The sequence below is a fragment of the Brenneria rubrifaciens genome (assembly GCF_005484945.1).
Taxonomy (GTDB): Bacteria; Pseudomonadota; Gammaproteobacteria; order Enterobacterales; family Enterobacteriaceae; genus Brenneria; species Brenneria rubrifaciens.
In genome coordinates this window covers 1,850,804-1,875,943 of record NZ_CP034035.1, presented here as the reverse complement: position 1 = coordinate 1,875,943, position 25,140 = coordinate 1,850,804, and the positions used below count along the sequence as shown (strand labels likewise).

The window sequence follows — 25,140 nt, the reverse complement described above, 5'->3', positions numbered from 1 at the left end:
CCCTCTTTTGTAGCATTCTTATTAATGTATTATTCTGGGTTGTTTCACAAAAACGATGTGTTACGGGCTTGTTAATGTAAAGATCTCTATAAATATCCCCTAGGGTGGTTGAAAAATAATTAACCGTTATTATTATCGCTTTTCTCTATTTCCTCAGGTGCGAAAATAACCCAGGATGTTGCTTAAAATGCTGAAGCGTACTGGTTTATTCCGTGCGATAATCGGCGACTATTCCGTTACATCTTGATTGCTAAGTCCGTTATAAACCAAATGCGTCAGGCGAAAGGATTTTTTATGAAGCTGAAGACCACTGTTATTGCATCCGCGCTACTTTCATTAGCCGCATTCTCAGCGCACGCAGCGCAGGAACTCACGCCGGAGCAAGCTGAATCACTCCAGCCATTCGAGCGTATTTCTTTTATTGGCCGTTTCAATGCCATTTACGAAGCCGTTGCTGAGGCATCAAAGCGCGCAGATAAACAAGGCGCTGACGCTTTCTATGTTCAGGGCATGACCGACATAAACTCCCGTGGCAACTGGAAAGTGACGGTCGATCTTTATCATGACGATGCGCCAAAAGTGTCTAATGAGGTCAAATACCGCACCTTTGACGGCATTAAAGAATTGCCGAAGGATGTCGCCTACAATTTAGAGCCGTTTGATACCGTCAGCGTCTCCGGTTTCTTCCGTAGCCAGCCGGATCTGAATGATGCCATCGCTAAAGCGGCCAAACAGAAAAATGCAGATTCTTTCTACATAGTGCGTCAGGTAGATATGAACTCCGAAGGCGGCGGTAATCAGAAAGTAACCGCTTACGTATATAAAGCTGATGCGCCAAAACGCAAAACTCAAAGCGCCGATCTTATTCCTGCGGATTCTGATGCAGGTAGAGCAGCTTTGGCCGCAGGTGGCGCCGAAGCCGCCAAAGTTGAAATCCCCGGCGTAGCGAATTCCGGTAGTCCCAGCCGCAATATCGGCAGGTTCTTTGAAACGCAATCGTCAAAAGGTGGGCGTTACACCATCACGCTATCGGATGGCACAAAGATCGAAGAGTTGAATAAAGCGACCGCCGCACAGATGGTTCCGTTTGACTCGGTCACCTTCCGAGGAGACTTCCAGTCTGAACCCGCCGTATCTGAAGCGGTCGCCAAACGCGCCGGACAAAAAGGCGCCAAGTTCTACCACATCACCAGGAAGTGGCTGAATAACGGCAACAACATGACGATTAGCGCGGATCTGTATAAATAAACGTTCACCATTATCGATGAAAATTAAAAAAACCCGCCTCTAATGCGGGTTTTTTCAGACTGTTGATAAACCTATCTACGGAACCAGAACGGTGAGAATGGGATAGAAGAGTAAAGCGCCCGCGCCAAGGATGGTGCGGCCCGAGCTTACAGGGACGTACTTGCAGCGTCTTTACGATCTACCCATTCTCACCGCTCGACGCACTTTGTCATCAACCTCAGGTTTTTTCTACCTTCTTCGGACAAAGATCGGCGACGAGCATGTCAGTTTTTCCCCTTTCACATACCTTTTTCTTTGCGTATGCCACAGGGAATATCAATGCGTAACAAACTCGCCTTTCCTTAACGTTTTCACGCTATTGCCTTTGGCATCAACCGCCTGCATATCTGCTCCCTTGGCTTTCAGCGCCTTCAGCAGCTCTTCACGCTGAAAGAGAGAAGCAAACATTGCAGCGGTTTGTCCGGCATTATTACGTTCGTCAGGATTACATTCAGCAGCGATGAGACGCCGTGCGATTTTAACTTCACCTTTAAACACCGCGCCCATCAATGCGGAATTACCTCGCTTATCGCGTATACAAGGATCGGCGCCACCTTTCAGCAATGTTTCAACAGCGGTATCGTGACCGTGATAGGCCGCGAGAATCACCGCTGTGTAGCCTTTTTCATCCGCGACATTAAGATTGTATTTGGAGGCAATGAAGGTGTTGATGATATCAAGGTTGCCCTCTCTGGCCGCGTCCCATAAATAGGTATTCAGGGTCTGTTTCAGTGCATGTTCATCCTGAGTTTTCTCGTCAGCCCCGGCAGCGGAAAAACATGTCGCCAAAAGGCATAGCATTAGCAATAGCGATTTCACTGTCGTTTCCTCATGAGTCTTTATTGCATTGCCCGCGGCAACTCATGACGCGGGCAACAGATACATAATGATTAATCGGACAGCTTCTCCGCCAATTTTTGAACCGTTGTCAGATCCGCTTTTGCCACTGAGGTAAGACGCGTCCCATAATCTTTATCAGCCTTGTAGAAATATGACAGCATGATGTCACGGCTCTTCTCATCGGCCGTTGCCAGCGCCGATCCCAGGCTGTTTACCAGATCGGTACGATCTTTTTCGCTGTATGAGCGATATAACTCACCGGTTTGCTTAAAGTTCTGCTCACGCTGAATTTTGCTCTGCGTCGTCGTTCCCTGTAACGGCAGGTGGCTGTAGCGCGCAGACGTCAGCTCTTCACGAGGATACAAACGGCTTGGCTGATAATTCACGCCGTTATCCTTCGTATTACCGCTGTTCAAGCTGCCGTCCTGATTGCCGTTGTTGACCTTACTGCGCGGCAGATTTATCGGCAAACTGAGGCCGTTTGCGCCAACGCGGTACATTTGTGTATCGGCGTAAGCAAAAAGGCGCCCCTGGAGCAGTTTATCTTCGGACGGTTCGATACCAGGCACCAAATTTGATGGCGCCATCGCAACCTGTTCGGTTTCCTGGAAAATGTTGTCAGGGTTTCTGTTCAACACCATTTGGCCGATCTTACGTTCAGGCACATTCGGCCAGATCTTGGTGGCGTCAAGCGGATTAAAATCGAATGTTTTTAGGGAATCCGGCGTCAGAACCTGAATATAGAGATCCCATTTAGGGAAGTCGCCGCGGTTGATCGCCGTTACCAGATCGTTCGACATGTGGCTGTAGTCTTTGCCCTGTACCTTTTCGACCTGCTGAGGATCAAGATTTTTTATCCCTTGCAGTGTTTTCCAATGAAACTTCACATAGTGAACTTCACCTTTACTGTTAACGAACTTATAGGCATGTACGCCATTACCATCCATATTGCGGTAGGTGGCTGGCGTCCCCTCGTTGGAATAGAGCAGTGTCAGCGTGCGAATGGACTCAGGAACATGGGAAAAAAAGTCGAAACGGCGGGAGTCATCGTCAAGGTTGGTTCGGGGATCGGGTTTAAAGGCGTGAACCATATCCGGGAACTTGATCGCATCGCGGATAAAAAACGTGGGGAAGTTATTTCCCACCAGATCCCAGTTACCTTCCGTGGTGTAGAATTTGGTGGCGAATCCTCGCGGATCGCGTAGGGTTTCTGGAGAGTGATTACCGTGCACCACGCTTGAAAAGCGTACGAAAACCGGCGTTTTACTATTGACCTTAAACACTTGCGCAGTCGTCAGATCAGAAATATCCGCCGTCGCGGTAAATTCCCCATGAGCGCCGGTACCACGGGCGTGTACCACCCGCTCCGGGATGCGTTCACGATCAAAACGCTGTAATTTTTGTAGAAGCTGAACATCCTGCAATAACACCGGGCCATTGTCACCGGCAGTTTGTGAATTTTGATTATCACCGACCGGCGCACCATTATCTCGCGTCAGGGTGTCGGCAACGCTTACCGGGCTGATGAAAAGTACAACTAAAGCCATTGCTGCACTTTTGTGGGGGGAATAAATATTGCTCACAGAACTATTGCTCATAACGCCATCCTCGTTTCTTTGTAGTAAGTCCGTTACCCCGAAGCGTTAGCAATAGCAACCCGATGAAGCCAAGACCCTTCTCGCCTCAACGCTCGGGATTATTCAGGCTTTCAGCCTGAACGCGTAGATACTTTACCCATATTGATTGTGGGTTCGTGAGAGCATCGTACCTATTACATCAATAGACAACGCCTTATTCCCTACTGAGTGAAGGGGCAAAAGCCCCGTGGAATAAGGACGTGCAGTGCTTAGATAGGGTGAGTGGCGGAGAGTTTTATTTGAAAAAAGTCACACTTTTCTGTTCTTGGCATAAACGGTTATTGATAAATAAAATTTATTGATAACCTGCACGTTTGTAGAAACGCGCAGGTGACACCATAAGCGCTTAGTGGCTGGTATCCAGTTCCGGAAAACTTTTCACCAAGGAGTCAATGGCTTTTATCTGTTGCAGAAACGGTTCCAGCTTATCCAACGGCAGTGCGGACGGACCATCACATTTCGCATTGGCCGGATCGGGATGCGCTTCAATAAACAGCCCCGCCAGACCAACCGCCATGCCCGCGCGAGCCAACTCCGTCACCTGCGCTCGACGACCGCCGGACGCTGCGCCGAACGGATCGCGGCATTGCAATGCGTGGGTCACGTCAAAAATCACCGGCGAACCGTTGGAAACCTGCTTCATCACATTGAAACCCAGCATGTCCACCACCAGATTGTCGTAACCAAAGTTACTCCCGCGGTCACACAAAATCACCTGATCGTTACCGCCTTCGATAAACTTATCGACAATGTTGCCTATCTGTCCGGGGCTGACAAACTGAGGTTTCTTCACGTTGATAACGGCACCGGTTTTCGCCATGGCTTCGACCAAATCGGTCTGACGCGCCAAAAACGCCGGCAGTTGGATGACGTCCACTACATCAGCCACAGGTTGAGCCTGATGGGATTCATGTACATCGGTAATCACTTTTACGCCGAAAGTCTGCTTCAATTCCTGAAAGATTTTCATGCCTTCGTCCAGACCAGGCCCGCGATAAGAATGAATCGAAGAGCGGTTGGCCTTGTCGAATGAAGCTTTAAATACGTAGGGGATGCCCAGCTTTTGGGTAACGGTGACGAAATGCTCACAAAGACGCATCGCCAAATCACGTGATTCAAGTACATTCATGCCGCCAAACAGTACAAAAGGCAAATCGTTGGCAACCGGGATATCACCGACCTTGACTACTTTGTTTTTCATACTCTTACCTTAATGTCGGATAACTCGAAATTGAATAAATTAAACATGCACTCAATGCAAAACCCTATCAATGTAAGACAATATGTTTTTGCTCTATGGAGTGAATCTGAACCTTGATCATTTCACTCACCGGGTCTTCAGGGCACTGCTCAACAAAATAGTTGAGATCGGACAGCGCGATGTGATCGCAATCCAACTGGGCGTATATCAGGCCGCGATCGCGAATTTCATAAGGATCATCGGGGTCAAACTGCAACACCGCTTCACTGGCTCTCAGGGCCAGTTCCATCTGCTTTTCTTCCATCAGGGCAATTTTCAGCGTATCCAGCATCTTGCGGACAATCAGCACATTCTCGGCTTCGTCCAAATCCTCATCCATCAGCCGGGATGACGGGCTAATGTTGCCTTTGAGCCACACATCCAGGATGTGTTCGCTCAACGTGTCGCCATTTAACGGGTTGATCAGCCACATTTCTTCATCCATCCAGTCAGCCCGCAGAATCAATTGGGTTGGGAAAATAACAGGCATCAACGGCAGGCCGAGCTCATGGGCGATATGCAGAAAAATTATCCCTAAAGAAACCGGCATCCCCTGGCGTGATTCAAGCACTTTATCCAGCCACAGCACATCCGAAAGCCGGTACACGCCACTGGCCCCGCCAAATCCCCAGGTGTGAAAAAAAAGCTCAATCAATTTCTCAAGCTGACGATCCTGTTCAAGATCGTCAGCGATAACATAACGGGCTTCATCAACCAGTTGTTGCAGATTTTGTCGCACATTCTGAGCGGGGAAGTCACGACGAATAGCCAGTGAAACGAGTACGACACCTTCACTTAACTGTGAACGGTTGAATTCAAAATCAGCAATAGAACTCATAGTTATTCCATCAGCAACGGTAACTTGCTAAGCGATATCTGCATGACCAGATAAAAGCATACCAAGGCGAATATAAACGCCAGCCAGCGAACCTTTTGGCTGCGCGGGCGTTTCCCCAAAGCAATTGAGCCAAGGAGGATATAAATAATAACGCCAAACAGTTTCTCCGTCAGCCAGCTTTGTTCATCAGTGAACGGATAAACATGGTTAAGAAAAATTAACCCTACGCCACTGAGCAACAGCAACGTATCATTAATATGCGGTAATCTCCTCACCCAGCGCTGCTGCAATATGGCTGACTGACGACATAACCAGAAGAAACGCAGCACGAAAAGAAATAGACTGACGCCGACAGCCATCATATGCAAATAGGCAAAACCCAGAAAAAACGCCACGCGAGTTTACTCCTGATTTAGCATTGCTGTTATTGTCTCCGTCCACTGTCCGAGCGAAACACGGTCATTACCGCCGTAATCCTGACAGGTTTCAATATGTGAAAACCCTTTCTGTCGCAGAAGCTGACGTACCGCGGCCCCCTGACGCCAGCCATGCTCGAGCAATAACCATCCCCCTGGCTGTAAATAATCCTCTGAATTGTCAATGATAAAGCGCAGATCGGCCAGACCTTCTTCTGCTGCGATCAGCGCGCTGACAGGCTCAAAGCGCACATCCCCCTGGGTAAGATGAATATCGGCGGCATCAATATAAGGCGGATTACTGACAATCAACATAAAACGCGCCGAGGTCAATGGCGAAAACCAGTTGCCCTGTAGAAAGCGGGTATTCTTTATGTTCAATCGGGCCGCGTTATGCTGAGCCAACGCGACGGCCGCTGGCTGAATGTCGATACCTGTCACCTGACAATCAGGTCGTTCGCTGGCGATGGACAATGCGATTGCCCCCGTTCCGGTGCCTAAATCCAGTACGGTGGCGGCTTCGGCCGGCAACCGGTTCAACGCCTGTTCAACCAGACACTCCGTATCCGGCCGGGGAATCAATGTCGCGGGTGACACAGCAAGCGATAGCGACCAAAATTCACGCTCGCCGATCAGATAGGCGATAGGTTCGCCCTCAATGCGCCGCGCCAGTAAGGACTCCAACTGCTGCTGCTGCGCTGCTGTCAATAGCGTCTCGCCAAATGCCAACAGAAAGGTACGCGCTTTGCCGGTGACAAAACTCAGCAACACCTCGGCATCGCGCTTCGGGCTTTCCCCGGCGGCAAGACGTGTCGTCGCCGAACTTAACCAGGCTTGATAATTCATTATTCCTGCTCGGACAGCGCGGCAAGCTGATCAGCCTGATATTCCTGCACCACAGGTTGAATCAGCATATCCAGTTTTCCTTCCATGGCTTCATCCAGGCGGTAAAGCGTCAGGTTGATGCGATGGTCGGTCACCCTTCCCTGTGGAAAATTGTACGTACGGATACGATCCGAGCGATCGCCGCTGCCGAGCAGATTACGGCGGGTAGACGCTTCTTCCTGCTGGCGTTTTTGCACTTCTGCCGCACGGATACGCGCCCCCAACACGGATAGCGCTTTAGCCTTGTTTTTGTGCTGCGAACGCTCATCCTGGCACTCCACCACAATACCCGTCGGCAGGTGGGTAATACGAATGGCGGAATCGGTGGTGTTAACGTGCTGACCACCCGCGCCGGAAGAACGGAAGGTATCAATACGCAGATCGGCAGGGCTGATTTCCGGCAGTTCGGCTTCTGGAATTTCCGGCATCACCGCCACGGTACAGGCTGAGGTGTGAATGCGTCCCTGGGATTCCGTTGCCGGAACACGCTGAACGCGGTGGCCGCCTGACTCGAACTTAAGCTGACCGTAAACGCCATCACCGGAAACTTTTGCAATGACTTCTTTATAACCGCCATGTTCACCCTCGCTGGCGCTTATGATTTCAATCCGCCAGCGGCGGGCTTCGGCGTAACGGCTGTACATACGGAAAAGATCGCCGGCAAAAATTGCCGCCTCATCGCCCCCCGTTCCCGCGCGAACCTCGAGAAAACACCCCCGTTCATCATCGGGATCTTTCGGCAACAGCAGCATCTGAAGCTGCTGTTCCAGCGCTTCGCTGGCGGTTTTGGCTTGCTTTAACTCGTCCTGAGCCATTTCACGCATTTCCGCATCATCCAACATTAACGCTGCAGTCTGTATATCTTCCTGTACCTGCTGCCATTGTTGGAAACAGCGAGTAATATCTGTGAGCTGCGCGTATTCACGCGACAAGGTGCGAAAACGGTCCATATCAGCAATCACGCTGGACTCGCCGAGTAAAGCCTGAACTTCCTCATGGCGTTCTTGTAACGCTTCCAGTTTAGCAACAATAGAAGGCTTCATGCGGGCTGTTAAATCCTGTTAAGAGATGAATGCTAGTCCAGCCCAAGGCTGTCGCGTAAAATTTGTAAACGATGCAGATCGCCATCGCGAGCGGCCTGCTGGAGAGATTTGGTAGGAGCATGGATCAAACGATTGGTTAACCGGTGCGTCAGTTCCTGAATCACCGTTTCAACGTCGCTGCCTTGCTGAATGGCGGCCAGCGCTTTGGCTGTCATTTCCGCTCGCAGTTCATCGGCCTGCGCACGGTAATCACGGATGGTTTCAACAGCGGACTGAGATCGCAGCCAGGCCATAAAGTCGGCGCTTTCCTGCTGAACAATCGATTCAGCCTGAATAGCGGCGGTTTTACGCTGTGCGAGATTGTGCTGAATAATGGCGTGCAGATCGTCAACGCTATAAAGGTAGACGTTAGGCAACTTGCCGACTTCCGGTTCAATATCACGAGGAACCGCAATATCCACCATTAACATCGGCTGGTTGCGTCTGGCCTTCAGCGTCCTTTCCATCATCCCTTTCCCAATAATCGGCAGCGTACTGGCCGTCGAACTGATGACAATATCCGCATGGGCGAGTTCTTCGTCGAGTTCAGCCAACGTGATGACTTCCGCACCGACTTCTGTCGCCAACGCCTGAGCGCGCTCGCGGGTACGGTTGGCTATCACCATACGCTGAACCCGATGTTCACGCAGATGACGGGCAACCAGTTCAATGGTTTCACCCGCGCCGACCAGCAGCACGTTGATTTCGGCCAGCGATTCAAAAATCTGCCTCGCCAACGTACAGGCCGCGAACGCCACCGACACCGCACTGGCGCCGATGTCGGTTTCAGTGCGAACTCGCTTGGCCACGGTAAAGGATTTTTGGAACATCCGCTCCAGTTCACCGGAAAGCCACTGCCCGCGTTGCGACTCCGCAAAGGCTTTCTTCACCTGTCCCAAAATCTGAGGTTCGCCCAGCACCAGCGAATCCAGCCCGCTGGCAACTCGCATCAGATGGCTGACAGCCGCATTATCCTGATGCCAGTAAAGACTTTGGCTAACCTCATCCGGGTCCAGATGATGGTATTGACATAACCAGTCAATCAATTGCTCAAGCTGGTTTTCCTGCTGCGCCTCAATGCTCAGGTACAGTTCGGTGCGGTTGCACGTCGACAACAGTACACCGCCCTGCACCAGCGGCTGCTGTAACAGGCTATGGAGAGCCTGCTCCAGCGTATCCGGCGAGAAGACAACGCGTTCCCGCAAAGAAACAGGAGCAGTTTTGTGATTAATACCAAGCGCAAGCAGGGTCATTGAACAATTCTTGAGTAATACCGGTGTTAGTATGGGTTTGGTCTGAGAGGCATTCTACTTGATGCGGAAGAGCAAGAAAAGCGACGGCGCGCGATGCCTCCCTATGAGGTATATTCTTTGTGACAGTAAATAGAAACGTTGACGCTAAACGGCAAGCCCGTTAGCGTGACACACTCTGTGGTACTTAATACGATTGATAGGATCACGCGACATGCCGATAAATACCGTCCGTTGCCTGCGGTTACTACCGTTAGCCAGTCTGTTACTGACCGCCTGTAGCATCAATCAACCCACCGGATCGGGGAAAAGCCCCACCTCTCCAGCGTGGCAACAGCATCAACAAAAAGTACGGGAATTGGACCAATATCAGACCCGCGGTTCCTTTGCCTATATCTCCGATAGTAAAAAACTATATGCCCGTTTTTTCTGGCAAGAATCGTCGGCGCAGCGTTATCGCCTGCTGCTCACCAACCCGCTGGGCAGCACGGAACTGGAACTTCGTACTCAACCGGATGGCGTACAAATCACCGACAATCAGGGAAAACGTTATGTGGGTAAAAATGCCGAATACATGGTGCGACAACTGACCGGCATGGCGATTCCCCTGGATAATTTACGTCAGTGGATCATCGGTCTGCCAGGGGATGCCACCGACTTCTCGCTCGACGATCGTTATCTGCTGAATAAACTGACTTATCGTCAGGGAAACCAAAGCTGGACCGTTATCTACCAGAGTTATAATCAGAAGGTGAATCCGCCCTTGCCGGATAGCCTTGAGCTGGTTCAGGGTGAACAGCGTATCAAATTAAAAATGGATAACTGGACGGTAAACTAATCCATGCAACCCCATTGCATTGAAAAATGGCCTTCACCTGCCAAACTCAATCTTTTTCTTTATATTACTGGCCGACGGGCGGACGGTTATCATCTGCTGCAAACGCTGTTTCAGTTTCTGGACTATGGCGACACGCTGACCATCACGCCTCGTCAGGATGACAACATTAATCTGCTGACACCGATTGCTGGTATTGAAGACGAGCAGAACCTGATTGTCCGCGCCGCCCGGCTTTTGCAGCAGCACTGCTTACGGCACGGTCTTCACCCCGCCCGCTTCGGCGCGGATATTCGCATTGAAAAATGTCTTCCGATGGGCGGAGGGCTGGGCGGCGGCTCCTCCAATGCGGCCACCGTGCTGGTCGCGCTGAATCGGTTGTGGGCGTGCGGATTGGGGGCGGATACGCTGGCCGCGCTGGGCTTGCAGCTCGGGGCCGATGTGCCGGTGTTTGTCCATGGCCATGCCGCGTTTGCGCAAGGCGTCGGCGAAAAACTGACGCCCGCCACCCCGCCGGAAAAATGGTATTTGGTCGCTCACCCCGGAATCAGCATCGCCACCTCACTGATTTTTGGCGATCCACAGTTAAAACGGGATTCGCCGGTAAGATCTTTAGAGACGTTATTAAAACAGACCTTCGTCAATGATTGTGAGGCTATTGCAAGAAAACGTTTTCGTGAGGTTGAACAGCTACTTTCATGGCTGTTAGAATACGCCCCGGCGCGCCTGACAGGAACGGGGGCTTGTGTGTTTGCTGAATTCGACACCGAGTCCGAAGCCCGTCGGGTGCTTGGCCAGGCTCCGGAATGGTTAAACGGCTTTGTTGCGCGAGGCGTTAATGTCTCGCCGTTGCAACGCGCACTTTCCGGGCAATTTCAGGTCTGATAATACCCGCTCTGTTACTGAGGATGTTTTATCAAACCTGATTCATACACCCGTATGCATATTGTGCCTGTTGTTGCGCCCCGCTCCCGGATATCACAGCGGGTACAATATTTCTCTGGACGCAAGCCTGAGGTTATTCTCGTGCCTGATATGAAGCTTTTTGCTGGTAACGCCATCCCGGAACTGGCACAACGTATTGCCAACCGTTTGTACACTAGCCTTGGCGACGCCGCTGTCGGTCGTTTTAGCGACGGCGAAGTCAGCGTGCAAATCAATGAAAATGTACGCGGCGGTGATATTTTTATTATCCAGTCCACCTGCGCACCTACCAACGATAACCTGATGGAACTGGTTGTAATGGTTGATGCTTTGCGGCGCGCTTCCGCGGGACGTATCACCGCGGTTATTCCTTATTTTGGTTATGCGCGTCAGGATCGCCGGGTTCGTTCCGCCCGTGTGCCAATCACCGCCAAAGTGGTGGCCGATTTCCTTTCCAGCGTAGGCGTTGACCGCGTATTAACGGTAGATCTGCACGCAGAACAGATTCAGGGCTTCTTTGACGTTCCAGTTGATAACGTTTTCGGTAGTCCGATTCTGTTGGAGGATATGCTGCAACAGAACCTGGAGAATCCGATTGTGGTTTCCCCGGATATTGGCGGCGTCGTTCGTGCCCGCGCCATTGCCAAGCTGTTGAATGATACCGACATGGCGATTATTGATAAACGCCGCCCTCGCGCCAACGTGTCTCAGGTGATGCACATCATCGGTGACGTTGCCGGTCGTGACTGCGTTCTGGTTGACGATATGATCGATACCGGCGGTACGCTGTGTAAAGCAGCGGAAGCGTTGAAAGAACGCGGCGCCAAGCGCGTATTTGCTTACGCTACGCATCCGATCTTCTCAGGCAATGCGTATGACAACATTCAAAACTCGGTTATTGATGAAGTGATTGTCTGCGATACCATTCCGCTGACAGACAACATCAAATCATTGCCCAATGTCCGCACCCTGACCCTGTCGGGTATGCTGGCCGAAGCGATTCGCCGTATCAGTAACGAAGAATCAATCTCCGCCATGTTTGAGCATTAATCGTTTTTTTAGCTGAGTCACAGTTAATAACGAGCAACAACGCCACCTTTTCCCGGTGGCGTTGTTATAATATCGATGAGATAAGAAAAAACCGCCATAGCGAGGCTAGAGCGGCTCTCAAAATTGTTCTACTAGATCTATTTATGAATGCCGCTGACGCTGGCAACGTTTGTCAAAGTGTTTCACCCACCAGTAACGATCGGCGACCGCCTCACGTCCGCTGATACGGGCGCCGACCAGCCAGGAAATAGCGCCAGCAAAAATACTCACAAGATCACTGTACATCATGGATTTTGGCAAATTCAGTTCAGGAAACTGGCTGACAATGGAAAAAACAATACCGCCAATCATCAGGATCATACCAATACCCATCAACACATTGCCTAATAGGGTCACTTTTTTACGTTTCATCTGTCACCTCCAGATCAACTCTGTGGATGAATAAAGATATTGCTATAATCTTCCTTTTTGCATTGATGTAATTATAGACTATGCCGGACGAATGATTGCGGTAAAGATCACAGATATAGCGATTAAAATTCATATTTTTTTACGTTTAAATAAATAAAAACACAAAACCATAAATAGTTTCCTGTTGATATTAATTCATTTCATTCAGTTGATATTTGGCGTTTAACCTGCCCTATGTGTAAACTATCGCACTTCATTGCTCATTTAAATCACGCGGCGTTATTTGAAATACGCGCAATCTGGAATATATCGTGAGTAGCATTAAATTAATCGTTGGTCTGGCCAACCCTGGCGCTGAATATGCCGTTACCCGCCATAACGCCGGCGCTTGGTACGTTGACCGTCTGGCGGACACTTACCGCCAGACGCTGAAAGAAGAAGGCAAATTCTTCGGTTATACATCACGTTTAACGCTTGCCGGTCATGACATCCGCTTGCTGGTTCCCACGACCTTTATGAACCTGAGCGGCAAGTCCGTGGCGGCAATGGCCACATTTTATCGCATTCAACCTGATGAAATACTTGTCGCCCATGATGAACTGGACTTATTGCCGGGTATTGCCAAACTCAAACAGGGTGGTGGCCACGGCGGACACAACGGGCTGAAAGACATCATCAGCAAGCTGGGCAATAACCCTAATTTCCACCGATTACGTATCGGCATCGGGCATCCGGGCGACAGAAATAAAGTTACCGGTTTTGTACTGGGAAAACCGCCGTTTAGCGAACAAACACTGATCGATGGCGCCATTGATGAAGCCGTTCGCTGTACTGAGATCCTGCTGAAAGAAGATATGGTGAAAGCCATGAACCGGTTACACGCATTTAAAGCGGCATAATTTCTCCGTCGATTCAGATGGCAGATCGAGATAAATCGTCATTCCGTGTATAATCGGCCGCAATATTTTCTTTCTGACAGGCAATCGAAAGTAATTGCCTGATTAATAAGTTAGTTGAGGTGATATAAACATGGGATTCAAATGCGGTATCGTCGGGCTGCCTAACGTCGGTAAATCCACTCTGTTCAATGCGTTGACCAAAGCCGGTATCGAAGCGGCCAATTTCCCGTTTTGCACCATTGAGCCGAATACCGGCGTGGTGCCAATGCCCGATCCGCGTCTGGATAAACTGGCCGAAATCGTCAAGCCTCAGCGTATTCTCCCCACGACCATGGAGTTTGTTGATATCGCCGGTCTGGTAAAAGGCGCATCTAAGGGCGAAGGGCTGGGTAATCAGTTTCTGACCAACATCCGTGAAACAGAAGCCATCGGCCATGTCGTACGTTGTTTTGAAAACGACAACATTATCCATGTGAATAATAAAGTTGACCCGGCTGACGATATCGACGTCATCAACACCGAGTTGGCGTTATCTGACCTCGACACCTGCGAACGGGCGATACATCGCGTACAGAAGAGAGCCAAAGGCGGCGATAAAGATGCCAAAGCTGAACTGGCCGCGCTGGAAAAATGCCTGCCGCAGTTGGAAAACGCGGGTATGCTGCGTTCACTGGATCTGACGGATGAAGACAAAGCCGCCATCCGCTACCTGAGCTTCCTGACCCTGAAGCCAACCATGTATATCGCTAACGTTAACGAAGATGGTTTCGAGAATAACCCCTACCTCGATAAAGTCCGCGAAATTGCGGCAAAAGAAGGTTCGGTTGTCGTGGCCGTATGTGCGGCGGTTGAATCAGATATCGCTGAACTGGACGATGCCGACCGTGCGGAATTTATGGCTGAATTGGGACTGGAAGAACCAGGGCTGAACCGTGTGATCCGCGCAGGCTACGAACTGCTGAACCTGCAAACCTACTTCACCGCCGGCGTTAAAGAAGTCCGTGCCTGGACCATCCCGATCGGCGCTACCGCGCCGCAGGCGGCAGGCAAGATTCATACCGACTTTGAAAAGGGTTTTATCCGCGCACAAACCATCTCCTATGAAGACTTTATTGCCTATAGAGGCGAGCAAGGTGCCAAAGAAGCCGGGAAAATGCGCTCAGAAGGCAAAGAGTACATCGTAAAAGATGGCGACGTGATGAACTTTTTGTTCAACGTCTAAGTAGCTTCAGCTGTCTTATGAGGTTTCATCGAATCTCATCAAGGCTGACAAACACCCTAAAATCCACGCAATTGCGTGGATTTTTCATTTATACGTCTGAGATACAAGTCAAAAGCGCGCACTATGCCGTACAACTGGGCGCCGATGCCGGACGGCGGCGCACGTCTGATCCCGCAGCAATATGTCCGTGATATCGACTGGGAAGCGCAAGGTCGTAAATTGATGCACGTCTATCCCGCCACTTATGGCCCGCACAACCCGAATCTTGGCCATTCCGTCGGCATGGCCGGTGGACAGAATAGCTTCAATATCTCATCCCACAACTACGATCGCCTGGAAGAAGGCATGGTATTTGTCCTTCATACTCAATGGATTGAGCCGCTAAAAGCGGGCTGCAACATTGGTGACTGTTACGTTGTCACCAAAGATGGCTTTGAGAATCTTAGCCGCCACACACCGTTAGAAACACATCGCATTGCTGCGGGAGTTAAATAATGAAAGATATGCCAGGACATACCTATTTTGACTTTGCTGAGTTAAGCGAGCGTGAGCGTTACAAAATTCTGATCGGCACGGTGATCCCTCGCCCGGTGGCGCTGGTCACCACCCTTAGCAAGGAAGGCCTACCCAATGCCGGTCCGTTTAGCTTCTTCAACGTGTTAACGCACGATCCGGCCATTGTGGCGATTGGTGTTGAAAACTATACCGACATGCGCTTCAAAGACACCTCGCGCAACATCCGCGAAACCGGTGAGTTCACCGTGCACATTGTTGACGATGCGCTGGTTGAGCAGATGGAGATCTGCGCCATCAAATTTGGCCCGGAGGTCGATGAGTTACAGGAAGCCGGCCTGGAAACCACGCCAGGCAAAATGGTGCGTAGCCCGCGCATTCTCGCGGCTCCCGCTGCCCTCGAGTGCCGCCGTCATACCACGCTGCAGGTTGGTGCGGCGCGCGAGATCATTCTCGGCGAAGTGGTCGGCGTCTATGTGCGCAGCGACGCGGTGAATCCTGAAAATCTGCATATCGATCAGCAATTGATGGATGTGATTGGTCGAATGGGGGGCAATACCTATTGCAGAACGCGCGATCAGTTTGATGTAAAAACCCTAACCAAAGAACAGTGGGAGGCGCGCCAGTTGACGAAATAAACAAAGACAGTTTTTCAATGAGGATGGTGGAATCAAAATCTAATAAATATCCCGACATTCGCGGGAAATAAAATTTAAGGCAAGGAAAACTATAAATTAAAAAACATTCATTAGTGGCGGCCTCCCCTCCGTGCCTCTGCCGGCAGGCCTGTGCGCCGCTCAAGCCGCGAGATATATAATAAGGACGTTAACAAGCTGGATTAAATGGCAGAATTAAAGTCTCACATATAAATAGATAAAACAAAAAAACCTATTCAACGTCTAAATGGCTTCTGGTGTTTCATGAGGTTTCAGTAAATCTCATAAAGACAAGAAAAATAGATAAAACCCATGCCGTTGCGTGGATTTTTCTTTTCCAGATTTAACGCCTCGCATGTTGTAGAACATGCGAGGCGTTTTTCATTTTAAATTTATACGTCGCGCCAACCCATTGCTGGCGCAACATGTTTCAGAATGGACTCGATAACATGCACGTTGTAATCCACACCCAGTTGATTCGGCACCGTCAGCAATAACGTATCCGCTTCGGCAATCGCTTCATCCTGTTTCAGTTGCTCGATCAGCTTGTCCGGTTCGGCGGCATAGCTGCGCCCGAAAATCGCTCGGGTTTTCTCATCAAGAGAACCGACCTTATCGCTGTCGTCACGGTTTGAACCGAAATACATCCGGTCACGATCATCCATCAGGGCAAAAATGCTGCGGCTGACCGAGACACGTGGCGTACGTGTATGCCCCGCTTCCGCCCAAGCCTCGCGATACGCACGGATCTGCTTGGCCTGCTGAACGTGGAAAGGTTCGCCGGTTTCATCGTCTTTCAACGTGGAACTTTGCAGGTTCATTCCCAGTTTCGCAGCCCACACCGCTGTCGCATTCGAACCGGCGCCCCACCAAATACGATCGCGTAAACTTTCGGAATGAGGCTCAAGCCGCAACAGGCCAGGCGGGTTCGGGAACATCGGCTGTGGGTTAGGTTTCGCAAAGCCCTCGCCACGTAACATCTCCAACAGCACTTCGGTGTGACGGCGCGCCATATCAGATTCGTTTTCCCCCTCGGAAGGGGCATAACCAAAATAGCGCCAGCCATCAATCACCTGCTCCGGGGAGCCACGGCTGATACCAAGCTGTAAACGCCCGCCGGAGATCAAATCCGCCGCCCCTGCATCCTCCGCCATATACAGCGGGTTTTCATAGCGCATGTCGATAACACCAGTGCCGATTTCAATACTCCGGGTTTTCGCGCCTATCGCTGACAGCAGGGGAAATGGCGAGCTGAGCTGCCGGGCAAAGTGATGCACCCTGAAATAGGCTCCGTCCGCACCCAGTTCTTCGGCGGCAACAGCCAGATCGATGGATTGCAGCAGCGCGTCAGCGGCCGAACGGGTTCCAGACTGCGGCGACGGCGTCCAATGACCAAATGACAAAAATCCAATCTTTTTCATGATGTGTTTATCCTGGTTTTCAGGGAAATTATCAGTAGGCGGGGCATCGTTCATGATGAAGCAAACCTGTTCCTGCCTTAGGTTATCCCTACTTTACGCATTACCAGATGAGAATAAATACCGTATGTTTAACATAATGCATCAAATAAATTGACTGAGTAGAGCGTTCAGTCGTGCTCGGCGGATTGGTTTCAGGTTAGGTCGAACAATATCTGTCGATTTCGCTGAATCGGGCAAAGCATGGTGGCAACCAACAGATGGAGCGGCTATATTAATAACGCTTCAGAATCACAACATTTTATTTATCTGAAATAAAGGAATAGCCACCGAAATGGAAACAATAACGCATCAACTCCCTAACGGCATCGCTCTTACACTAAGAAAACCCATATTGACTGCAAATGCGCCGGTCATTATTTTGTGCCACGGATTCTGCGGCATACAGGAGATCTTATTACCGCCGTTTGCCGAATCGTTTGCGCATTCAGGGTTCTGCACTGTTACCTTCGATTACAGGGGTTTTGGCGCGAGTACCGGCGAACGAGGCCGTCTTGTACCGGCAATGCAAATCGAAGACATCCTCACGGTTGTTGAATGGGTTAAAGATCAACCGAATATTGATAAGAACCGTATTGGGCTGTGGGGAACATCATTAGGTGGCTGCCATGTATTCGGGGCCGCGGCGAAACATCCTGATATCAAATGTATCGTCAGTCAGATGGCGTTTGCTGATGGAGAAGAGATTGTCACGGGAAAAATGTCCGTTGAAGAAAAAACAGGCTTTATGGCTACGTTGAATAAGATGGCAGAGAAACAGCGCGCCACCGGTAAGGAGATGTTTGTCGGCATAACGCGTGTATTAAGCGATGAAGAATCAAAAGCATTTTTTGAGGCGAATAAAACTCGCTATCCGGCAATGGATATTAAGATCCCTTTTCTTACAGTAAGAGAAACCCTGCAATATAAGCCTGCGGAAAACGCCAGGCTGGTAACCTGTCCGACAATGGTGGTTGTGGCGGGGAATGATACTGTAAATGCTCCCGAGCAGGGGCGGGCGTTATATGAAGCGGTAAAAGCGAATAAAAAGCATCTTCATGTTGAAGAGGAAGCTCGCCACTATGACATGTACAGTGGCGAACATTTCGACCGCGTAGTCAACGTTCAGACTGACTGGTTTAACACTTATCTTTAGTCGCGGTTAGCGGCACACAGTGCAGCGACGGCGACGACATCCTGCATGCAGGGTCTCCGGCACCCGAGAAAAATCCACGCAATTGTGTGGATTTTTGCTGTATGCCCGGCGGCCAGGGAAAAGGGCTTAGCGATAAACAATGCCGCCATCAATCAGAATGGACTGACCGGTGACATAGTCGGAGTCAGCACCGGCCAGATAGGACACCAGTCCAGCCACATCTTCCGGCGTTTCCGCACGACCAAGGGCAATACCGGCCACGTACTTTTTGTAGGTTTCGCCCAGCGGCGTGCCGGTAATTTCAGAAAAACGACGATCTATCTCCTGCCACATACTGGTGCCGACAATCCCCGGACAATATGCGTTCACCGTAATTCCCCGGCTGGCATACTCTTTGGCGGCGGTCTGGGTTAAGGCACGCACGGCGAATTTCGTTGCGGAATAAATTCCGAGTAAAGCAAAACCATCATGACCGGCAATGGAGCAAGCATTAATGATTTTGCCTTTCTGTTTTCTGTCGATAAATTTCTTCGCTGCGGCCTGAATGCCCCAGAGTGTCCCCTGAACATTGATACGCATAATGCGATCGACCTCTTCCGGGGTAACATCAGCCAGCGCTTGAACCTGAGCAATTCCCGCATTGTTGACAATAATGTCAAATCCTCCCAACTGCTGCTCAGCTTGATCGATCGCTTTGTAAACCTGATCGCGGTCGGCAATGTCGGCAACAAACGTCGACGCCTTACGCCCCAATGCTTCAACTTCCGCAGCGACTGTATCCAGACCGGAACGATTGACGTCGACCAGCATTAACGATGCTCCATCTTTGGCCAAACGCAGTGCGATACCACGGCCAATCCCCTGCCCGGCACCGGTTACTAACGCGACTTTATTTTCGATAGCCATACTTTGATCTCACCTCGTTATTGATCAAAAAAATCAATAATTACTGATGCAATGCCTGGTCATTAGCTGTGAGAATGGCCTCGTGCATTGCGCCCGACAGCCTGGGATGTGCAAAAATCATCTCAGGAAAATTTTCATCCGTCATCTCAATCATAGAGCGACACAGCCAAAACTCCAGCGTAGCCTGAGGGATCGTTTTGCCTTGCGTGCGATCCGCTTTGTAACACTGTTCGCCCCTCCCCCCATTTTTTGTTTTGATAACGTCTCGCTATTTCACCGCTATTTCAGGCTCGTTGATACTCTCTGGGAGCAAGCCTCATGCCCAACAGAGTGACAACACAAATAGCTGCGCCGGCATAGAATGTGGAGGGCGCGCCCCAAAAATCCCAAATAAGGCCGGCGCCCAGGCTAGCCAGCAATAATGCGATACCGCTCATCAGATTAAATACGCCGTACGCTGTACCGCGTAAATCCACGGGGGCGGAGTTCGCTATCATTGCCGCCAGTAATCCCTGAGTCATGCCCAAGTGGACACCCCACAGCGCAACACCCAGCAGAACACCCGACCAGTGATTGATGAACGCCAGAACGATGTCCGCGACGATCAGTACCACCAGCCCCAACTGCAACAATCGGGTATGACTCACACGGTCAGATAGCTTGCCAAACGGATAGGCTGAAAAAGCATATAACAGATTCATCGCAACCATCACCAACGGGATCAGTGCCAGCGGAATAGCCATCTGCTGTGCTCGCAGCACTAAAAATGCCTCGCTAAAGCGCGCTAAAGTAAACACGGTGCCCAATCCAACGACCCACCAGTAATCTCGTCCCAGCCGACGGAGATTTTCACGCCGTATTGGATTACTCCGTTTATGAACAATCGCTGACCCAGGTTCCTTCAACCCGAAAAAAAGCAGCGCAACCGCGAGTACGCCGGGGATCACCGCTACCCAGAATACGGCGCGGAAATCATTGTGCCATAACAGCATTAACCCGACGGCCAGGAGCGGGCCAAGAAAGGCACCGACGGTATCCAGCGACTGTCGCAAGCCAAAAGCAGCACCGCGAATCTCAGGGGGCGTGACATCGGCCACTAAAGCATCCCGGGGAGCGCCGCGAATCCCTTTTCCTACCCTGTCCAATAGCCGGGCGCCGAGCACCAGACCGGAAGAAGACGCCATCGCAAAAAACGGTTTGCTGAGTGCGCCCAGTCCATACCCCAGAAGCGCGAGTCCTTTACGTTTACCCAGATAATCGCTAAGCACCCCGGAAAACACTTTGATGATTAATGCCGTGGCTTCTGCCAGCCCTTCGATCAAGCCAATGATCAACACACTGGCGCCAAGTGTGGTTGCCATGAATAACGGCAGCAGGCTGTGGATCATTTCTGAGGAAACATCCATCAACAAGCTGACGCCCCCAAGCACCCATACTCCCTTTGGGATACGGTTCAACGTTGAAAAGCGAGGAGACACAGATTTACTCCGACAGGCAACCATTCAGAATGGCAATATTAAAGCAATTCGCGTGCTATTTGATAAGCATAAAATGAAAATAGTTATCGTTTGTGACTAAAGAGTGAACGCCAAAGATTCTAAACGCAAAAGACCTTGCCTTTTATGCGTTTGAGGTTATTTAGGGATGGGTTATAGAGAATAGAAAAACGGAATTAGAAAAGGAACGATGATTGTGATTATACCGCCGGAAAGAAGCGCTACTGGCACATACGAAACACCGCAATGTTTTTCTATCACAGGAAGTGTGACATCCATTGCCGTGGAACCAGCAACACCAATCGCTATATTCTCATTGCCTATCCTTGATAAGGTTGGTATCAGAAGAAATGCGATAGCTTCTCTAAAAAGGTCACATAAAAACGCCACAGACCCTAACAGCGGATCGCCCATCTTAGTGAACATAATACCGGAAAGGGTATACCATCCAAAACCGGAGCTTACCGCTAGACTTTGGGTAAGAGACAATGGAATAAATAGAGAGACGATAGCCGCGCCAAAATAAGAGGCTATCACAGTGAAAAATGTCATTACCAGGTTTTGTTTATTCAAGAAGATCTCTTTCAGACTAATACCCGAATACGATATCTTTATCGCTATCGTAAAAATCAGCAAATAAAGAAAAAAAGATATCGTCATTTCATAGTTTATTGACGGGATAACCCCCCTATATCCAGCAAAAAAGCCCAAAACAACCAAACCCGCCAACACAAGGGGATCTGTTATATAGCCCATGATATCAAAGGCTGTTGCTTGCCCTTTTTCCAACTCTCCCTTATCCTCAATAGCGCGGATTTTGATGTGAAGGACTTTTAAAACAATAGCGATAGAAAGAGATGAACCGGCCGCGATGCTTAAAGCATTAATACCTACCTTGCTTAGATTTTGCATAATATCGGGAATCAATCCAATCGTTACCCCCATCAAGACAAGAAGGAGATACAGACAAATATTCGATATTTTATCGACAAGCCCCATATTTACTCTTTCGTAAACTCTTTTTAAATTCAAACCCAGGACAAAAGCAATAAATATAGGTAACAGATTAGACAATGCCATATTCATTTTTTTAGTTCCAAATCGGTGTAAATTATATTTCAAATGTGTTAGATTGACGAATCGAACTGATTAATATGTCTTTCTCGAACAACTCAAAAAGCTCAAATCAATATTTGAGTTAATATTTACATCTTCTTTTGGATATAAAATGGATAAGATGTTAACTGCCGATCTATTCCCGATAAAGCTAAACAAATATTTTCGGCGACGCTCTACAACACTCTTCATGACAATCCCTATCACTCATCAAGTTTGTAAATATATAAGTATATTTAAACAATAAGATCAAACCCACTCAATCGAGATACATTCTCATATGAGTGAATTATTTCAGAATTCATATAAATACAAAAATAAAAACTCAGCATTAACAAGTTGAACAATATATTAAACCAACATATAACATACATATAGAGCAATAATCTTTCTAATAATTCAACCTTTTCCATAAGCTATTCTTATAATAGACAGTGGAGCGTGATATACCCATTAAAAAACAAGCAGGTTACCGCCGTATACCGGGTAACCAGATGATTGCGGTAGTGGATTTCGCCAACTCGTTATTTTTTTAACGTCAGCATGGTTTTCCCAATCTCCACCACTAATGTGTTTTGCTGATTGATGACAATTTGAGTGCTCGCCCTGTCCTGAACATTCTCCAGCGTATTGACAGCCTGAATCTCCAGCACTCGGCCCTTGACCAGCGCGTAACAAAGTGAATGCAACACCCTATTGTTCAAAATGGTCTGTAGACAGCGAAATGTGGACGTACCGTCAACCGGCACTTCGCGTTTGTCTGGCCGGATACGCTGGCGAATCATCTCTTTTTCCGCGGTGGCGATAACTGCCGCCAAATCGCGGTATTGGGAAGCTTCCGGCACTTTTCCGCTTTTGTCTACCGGCAAAGTATACAGTGTCACCAGAGCCTTACGCACGCCGATGCTATCTATATACTCCGATTGCAGCGAATGGCTTTGATCGTCAACCACCACGCCACGCTGCGCCATATCCGATACCTTGGCGGGTAACGCAGCGGCCAGCTCCTGAGAGGTATAACCCGCAATCAGGTCAGGATTATTAATGGTTTCTGCAAGACTGCACAGCGGTAATGCCAATAACAGAGCGCCAATCCCTTTTTTTATCACACCGTTCCTCATCACGTGCTCCCGCTACTGATTTTTGAGCCACCATATCGCCATAACTGCCGGTAAGGATACAACTACTTTTATAACATTGTGAGATCGGAAACAGGGATTGCCACAGGTTCAGTTTTACTAGCATTAAATTTAAAATATTAAATTTTCTTATAGAACAAATCACTCTGAGACACGTTTTAACCATATTTGTGTTGAAGTAAACCAGTCTAATAATTATTATTAGAGTTATACAGAATTTTTAAATAAATTCAGTGAACTGATATAGCTTAAGTTTTTCATAAATAGTACAGCGTACTTTCTTCGAGGAAAACATGGAAAAATACATTGTGGCAGTAGGTCTTGCTGGTATTGCTGTTACATCCCCTGTAACAGCACAGAATATCTGGGGACTGAATACGGATAGCGTCACCGTCAAAACTTCTTTGGGATTGATAGCTGGAGAGTCCAAGGAATATGTTTATAATCCTGACACTGGTTATAAATCAAGCGAGTTAGATTGGAAAATAAAAAACACGCCTGTTATCAAGGGTGATATCTCATGGGATGTACTCAAGCACCTGACATTGAATGCTCGTGGCTGGACAACATTGGCCTCCAGAGGTGCTTTAATGGATGATTACGACTGGAATGACGCAACACAACCTGGCTGGACGGACTGGTCAACCCATTCTGATACCCGTCTGAATTATGCCAATGAGTATGATATAAATCTTAAAGGCTGGGTATTTAACGAACCCCGTTACCGTTTTGGCGGCGTGGCCGGTTATCAACAGACACGATTCAGTTGGATGTCATTTGGCGGTTATTACCAGTACGATAATGGTACTAATGTTGGATATTTTCCCAGAAATGCGCGCGCGATTGGCTACCAGCAGCGATTCAGTGTGCCATATTTAGGTCTGGCAGGCATGTACCGCTATCGGAACTTTGAATTTAATATGTTACTGAAATTCAGCCCATGGGTACGGGCAAAAGGGAATGATGAGCATTATATGCGCGAGCTGACGTTTCGTGATAATGCGGTGAATTCCAAATACTATTCTGCGACCGTTGATGCGGGATACTACATCACGCCTGCTGCCAAAGTATTTACTGAATTCAGCATCAGTAAATTCTCTCAGGGTAAAGGCGGAACCCAGATAATTGACAATGACGCTGGAGAAAACGAATATATTGGCGGGGATGCGGCCGGAATAGCGAATATCAATTATGGCGTCTCAGTTGGCGTTCAGTACAGATTCTGACGTTCATTTTTCTCGTAAAAAATAATGATGAGAAGTAAGGGTAAACGGCTCCCAAATTACTGAGGGGCCGGTTCTACTCTTCTCCGTTTCCTTCTTCCCCCCTGATTTTTACATTATTACTCATGGGGCAGCTGGCTGCCGCCGACACCCAGATCTCGCTGCATGATGACCGTATCTACCCAGCGACCGTGTTTAAATCCCACCGACTTTAATATCCCGGTCAGCTCAAAACCCAGGGAACGATGCAACGCCAGCGAAGCATGATTTTCACTATTGCCGATAATAGCAATCAGTTGACGGTATCCGGCCAGTTCAGCAATACGAATCGCTTCCGTCAGCAGGGCACGCCCTACCCCGCGTCCCGTACATTCAGGATGGATATAGACCGAGTCTTCCAGTGTAAATCGGTAGGCAAAGCGGGAATGGTAATTCATCAGATAGCAGTAGCCGATCACCTTGCCGTTTTCCTCCGCCACAAGCCACGGCGTACCGGCGTCGGTCACCTTCTTCAGCCTGTCGGCCATCTCAGCGTCTTCCGGGGGAGCCGTCTCAAATGTGGCAATCCCATTAATGACATGAAATGCATAAATCTCCTGTATTTCCGGGATATGCGCTTGCTGAGCCTTCACTATCTTCATCATTGTCTTCTCGGGAAAGGA

Annotated in this window: 25 protein-coding genes; 10 read left to right on the top strand and 15 right to left on the bottom strand. The window is 49.2% G+C overall.

Features of this window, described 5'->3' with window-relative positions:
- The first annotated feature begins 294 nt into the window (after nt 1-294).
- Complete coding sequence (gene ydgH / locus EH207_RS08730; RefSeq protein WP_137713640.1) at nt 295-1,248, top strand: DUF1471 family protein YdgH; 954 nt, start codon at nt 295-297, stop codon at nt 1,246-1,248.
- Nucleotides 1,249-1,563: 315 nt separating this feature from the next.
- Here ydgH and EH207_RS08725 read toward each other — a convergent pair whose 3' ends face one another.
- The 8 genes from EH207_RS08725 to hemA form a co-directional block, all read right to left on the bottom strand.
- The gene (locus EH207_RS08725) at nt 1,564-2,106 is read right to left on the bottom strand and encodes an ankyrin repeat domain-containing protein (RefSeq protein WP_377804945.1); all 543 of its coding nucleotides are present in this window, start codon (nt 2,104-2,106) and stop codon (nt 1,564-1,566) included.
- Nucleotides 2,107-2,177: 71 nt separating this feature from the next.
- Complete coding sequence (katB, locus tag EH207_RS08720) at nt 2,178-3,674, bottom strand: catalase KatB (RefSeq protein ID WP_137715307.1); 1,497 nt, start codon at nt 3,672-3,674, stop codon at nt 2,178-2,180.
- A gap of 436 nt (nt 3,675-4,110) precedes the next feature.
- Nucleotides 4,111-4,965, bottom strand: coding sequence for a 3-deoxy-8-phosphooctulonate synthase (gene kdsA / locus EH207_RS08715; RefSeq protein WP_137713639.1), 855 nt, complete (start codon nt 4,963-4,965; stop codon nt 4,111-4,113).
- A 67-nt stretch (nt 4,966-5,032) separates the two neighbouring features.
- On the bottom strand, nt 5,033-5,842 hold the full coding sequence (gene sirB1, locus EH207_RS08710; RefSeq protein WP_137713638.1) for an invasion regulator SirB1: 810 nt from the start codon (nt 5,840-5,842) through the stop codon (nt 5,033-5,035).
- A 2-nt stretch (nt 5,843-5,844) separates the two neighbouring features.
- A complete protein-coding gene (locus tag EH207_RS08705) occupies nt 5,845-6,204 on the bottom strand; it encodes a SirB2 family protein (RefSeq protein ID WP_137715306.1) in 360 nt (119 codons plus the stop codon).
- Nucleotides 6,205-6,243: 39 nt separating this feature from the next.
- Nucleotides 6,244-7,104 (bottom strand): peptide chain release factor N(5)-glutamine methyltransferase, encoded by an 861-nt coding sequence (gene prmC, locus EH207_RS08700; RefSeq protein WP_137713637.1) that lies wholly within the window; start codon nt 7,102-7,104, stop codon nt 6,244-6,246.
- Nucleotides 7,104-8,186, bottom strand: a complete 1,083-nt coding sequence (gene prfA / locus EH207_RS08695; protein ID WP_137713636.1) for a peptide chain release factor 1 — start codon at nt 8,184-8,186, stop codon at nt 7,104-7,106. Before prfA ends, prmC begins: the two co-directional genes overlap by 1 nt.
- A 32-nt stretch (nt 8,187-8,218) precedes the next feature.
- The gene (hemA, locus tag EH207_RS08690) at nt 8,219-9,478 is read right to left on the bottom strand and encodes a glutamyl-tRNA reductase (RefSeq protein WP_137713635.1); all 1,260 of its coding nucleotides are present in this window, start codon (nt 9,476-9,478) and stop codon (nt 8,219-8,221) included.
- A 211-nt stretch (nt 9,479-9,689) separates the two neighbouring features.
- Here hemA and lolB point away from each other — a divergent pair, with 211 nt between their 5' ends.
- The 3 genes from lolB to prs all read left to right on the top strand — a co-directional run bounded on the left by lolB (nt 9,690) and on the right by prs (nt 12,284).
- Complete coding sequence (lolB, locus tag EH207_RS08685) at nt 9,690-10,313, top strand: lipoprotein insertase outer membrane protein LolB (protein WP_137713634.1); 624 nt, start codon at nt 9,690-9,692, stop codon at nt 10,311-10,313.
- A 3-nt stretch (nt 10,314-10,316) separates the two neighbouring features.
- Nucleotides 10,317-11,195 (top strand): 4-(cytidine 5'-diphospho)-2-C-methyl-D-erythritol kinase, encoded by an 879-nt coding sequence (gene ispE, locus EH207_RS08680; protein ID WP_137713633.1) that lies wholly within the window; start codon nt 10,317-10,319, stop codon nt 11,193-11,195.
- Between the two features lie 141 nt (nt 11,196-11,336).
- On the top strand, nt 11,337-12,284 hold the full coding sequence (prs, locus tag EH207_RS08675) for a ribose-phosphate diphosphokinase (protein WP_137713632.1): 948 nt from the start codon (nt 11,337-11,339) through the stop codon (nt 12,282-12,284).
- Nucleotides 12,285-12,425: 141 nt separating this feature from the next.
- Here prs and ychH read toward each other — a convergent pair whose 3' ends face one another.
- On the bottom strand, nt 12,426-12,695 hold the full coding sequence (gene ychH / locus EH207_RS08670; protein ID WP_137713631.1) for a stress-induced protein YchH: 270 nt from the start codon (nt 12,693-12,695) through the stop codon (nt 12,426-12,428).
- Nucleotides 12,696-13,006: 311 nt separating this feature from the next.
- On the opposite strand from ychH, the gene pth reads away from it, so the two are divergent.
- The 4 genes from pth (at nt 13,007) to EH207_RS08650 (ending at nt 15,967) form a co-directional block, all read left to right on the top strand.
- Nucleotides 13,007-13,594, top strand: a complete 588-nt coding sequence (pth, locus tag EH207_RS08665; protein ID WP_137713630.1) for an aminoacyl-tRNA hydrolase — start codon at nt 13,007-13,009, stop codon at nt 13,592-13,594.
- Between the two features lie 130 nt (nt 13,595-13,724).
- Entirely contained in the window at nt 13,725-14,816 is a 1,092-nt protein-coding gene (gene ychF / locus EH207_RS08660) for a redox-regulated ATPase YchF (RefSeq protein ID WP_137713629.1), read from the top strand.
- Nucleotides 14,817-14,939: 123 nt separating this feature from the next.
- On the top strand, nt 14,940-15,311 hold the full coding sequence (locus EH207_RS08655) for a M24 family metallopeptidase (RefSeq protein ID WP_246048953.1): 372 nt from the start codon (nt 14,940-14,942) through the stop codon (nt 15,309-15,311).
- Nucleotides 15,311-15,967 carry a flavin reductase family protein gene (locus tag EH207_RS08650; RefSeq protein ID WP_137713628.1) on the top strand — a complete coding sequence of 219 codons (657 nt, stop codon included), beginning with the start codon at nt 15,311-15,313 and terminating at the stop codon, nt 15,965-15,967. Before EH207_RS08655 ends, EH207_RS08650 begins: the two co-directional genes overlap by 1 nt.
- Nucleotides 15,968-16,377: 410 nt before the next feature.
- On the opposite strand, the gene EH207_RS08645 is transcribed toward EH207_RS08650, so the two are convergent.
- Nucleotides 16,378-17,406 (bottom strand): LLM class flavin-dependent oxidoreductase, encoded by a 1,029-nt coding sequence (locus EH207_RS08645; protein ID WP_137713627.1) that lies wholly within the window; start codon nt 17,404-17,406, stop codon nt 16,378-16,380.
- A gap of 331 nt (nt 17,407-17,737) precedes the next feature.
- Between EH207_RS08645 and uilS the strand changes: the two genes are divergently transcribed.
- Nucleotides 17,738-18,598 carry a UilS family quorum-quenching N-acyl-homoserine lactonase gene (uilS, locus tag EH207_RS08640; protein ID WP_137713626.1) on the top strand — a complete coding sequence of 287 codons (861 nt, stop codon included), beginning with the start codon at nt 17,738-17,740 and terminating at the stop codon, nt 18,596-18,598.
- 126 nt (nt 18,599-18,724) lie between these two features.
- Here uilS and EH207_RS08635 read toward each other — a convergent pair whose 3' ends face one another.
- The 4 genes from EH207_RS08635 to EH207_RS08620 form a co-directional block, all read right to left on the bottom strand.
- On the bottom strand, nt 18,725-19,504 hold the full coding sequence (locus EH207_RS08635) for an acetoin reductase (RefSeq protein ID WP_137713625.1): 780 nt from the start codon (nt 19,502-19,504) through the stop codon (nt 18,725-18,727).
- A 284-nt stretch (nt 19,505-19,788) separates the two neighbouring features.
- A complete protein-coding gene (locus EH207_RS08630; protein ID WP_137713624.1) occupies nt 19,789-20,982 on the bottom strand; it encodes an MFS transporter in 1,194 nt (397 codons plus the stop codon).
- A 171-nt stretch (nt 20,983-21,153) separates the two neighbouring features.
- Nucleotides 21,154-22,086: a LysO family transporter gene (locus EH207_RS08625; protein ID WP_137713623.1), complete on the bottom strand. Its 933-nt coding sequence runs from the start codon at nt 22,084-22,086 to the stop codon at nt 21,154-21,156.
- 554 nt (nt 22,087-22,640) lie between these two features.
- The gene (locus EH207_RS08620; RefSeq protein ID WP_137713622.1) at nt 22,641-23,237 is read right to left on the bottom strand and encodes a hypothetical protein; all 597 of its coding nucleotides are present in this window, start codon (nt 23,235-23,237) and stop codon (nt 22,641-22,643) included.
- A 311-nt stretch (nt 23,238-23,548) separates the two neighbouring features.
- Between EH207_RS08620 and EH207_RS08615 the strand changes: the two genes are divergently transcribed.
- Nucleotides 23,549-24,481 (top strand): omptin family outer membrane protease, encoded by a 933-nt coding sequence (locus tag EH207_RS08615; RefSeq protein ID WP_137713621.1) that lies wholly within the window; start codon nt 23,549-23,551, stop codon nt 24,479-24,481.
- Nucleotides 24,482-24,597: 116 nt separating this feature from the next.
- Here the strand turns inward: EH207_RS08615 and EH207_RS08610 are convergent, their stop codons facing one another.
- Entirely contained in the window at nt 24,598-25,119 is a 522-nt protein-coding gene (locus EH207_RS08610) for a GNAT family N-acetyltransferase (protein ID WP_137715305.1), read from the bottom strand.
- Nucleotides 25,120-25,140: the final 21 nt, after the last annotated feature.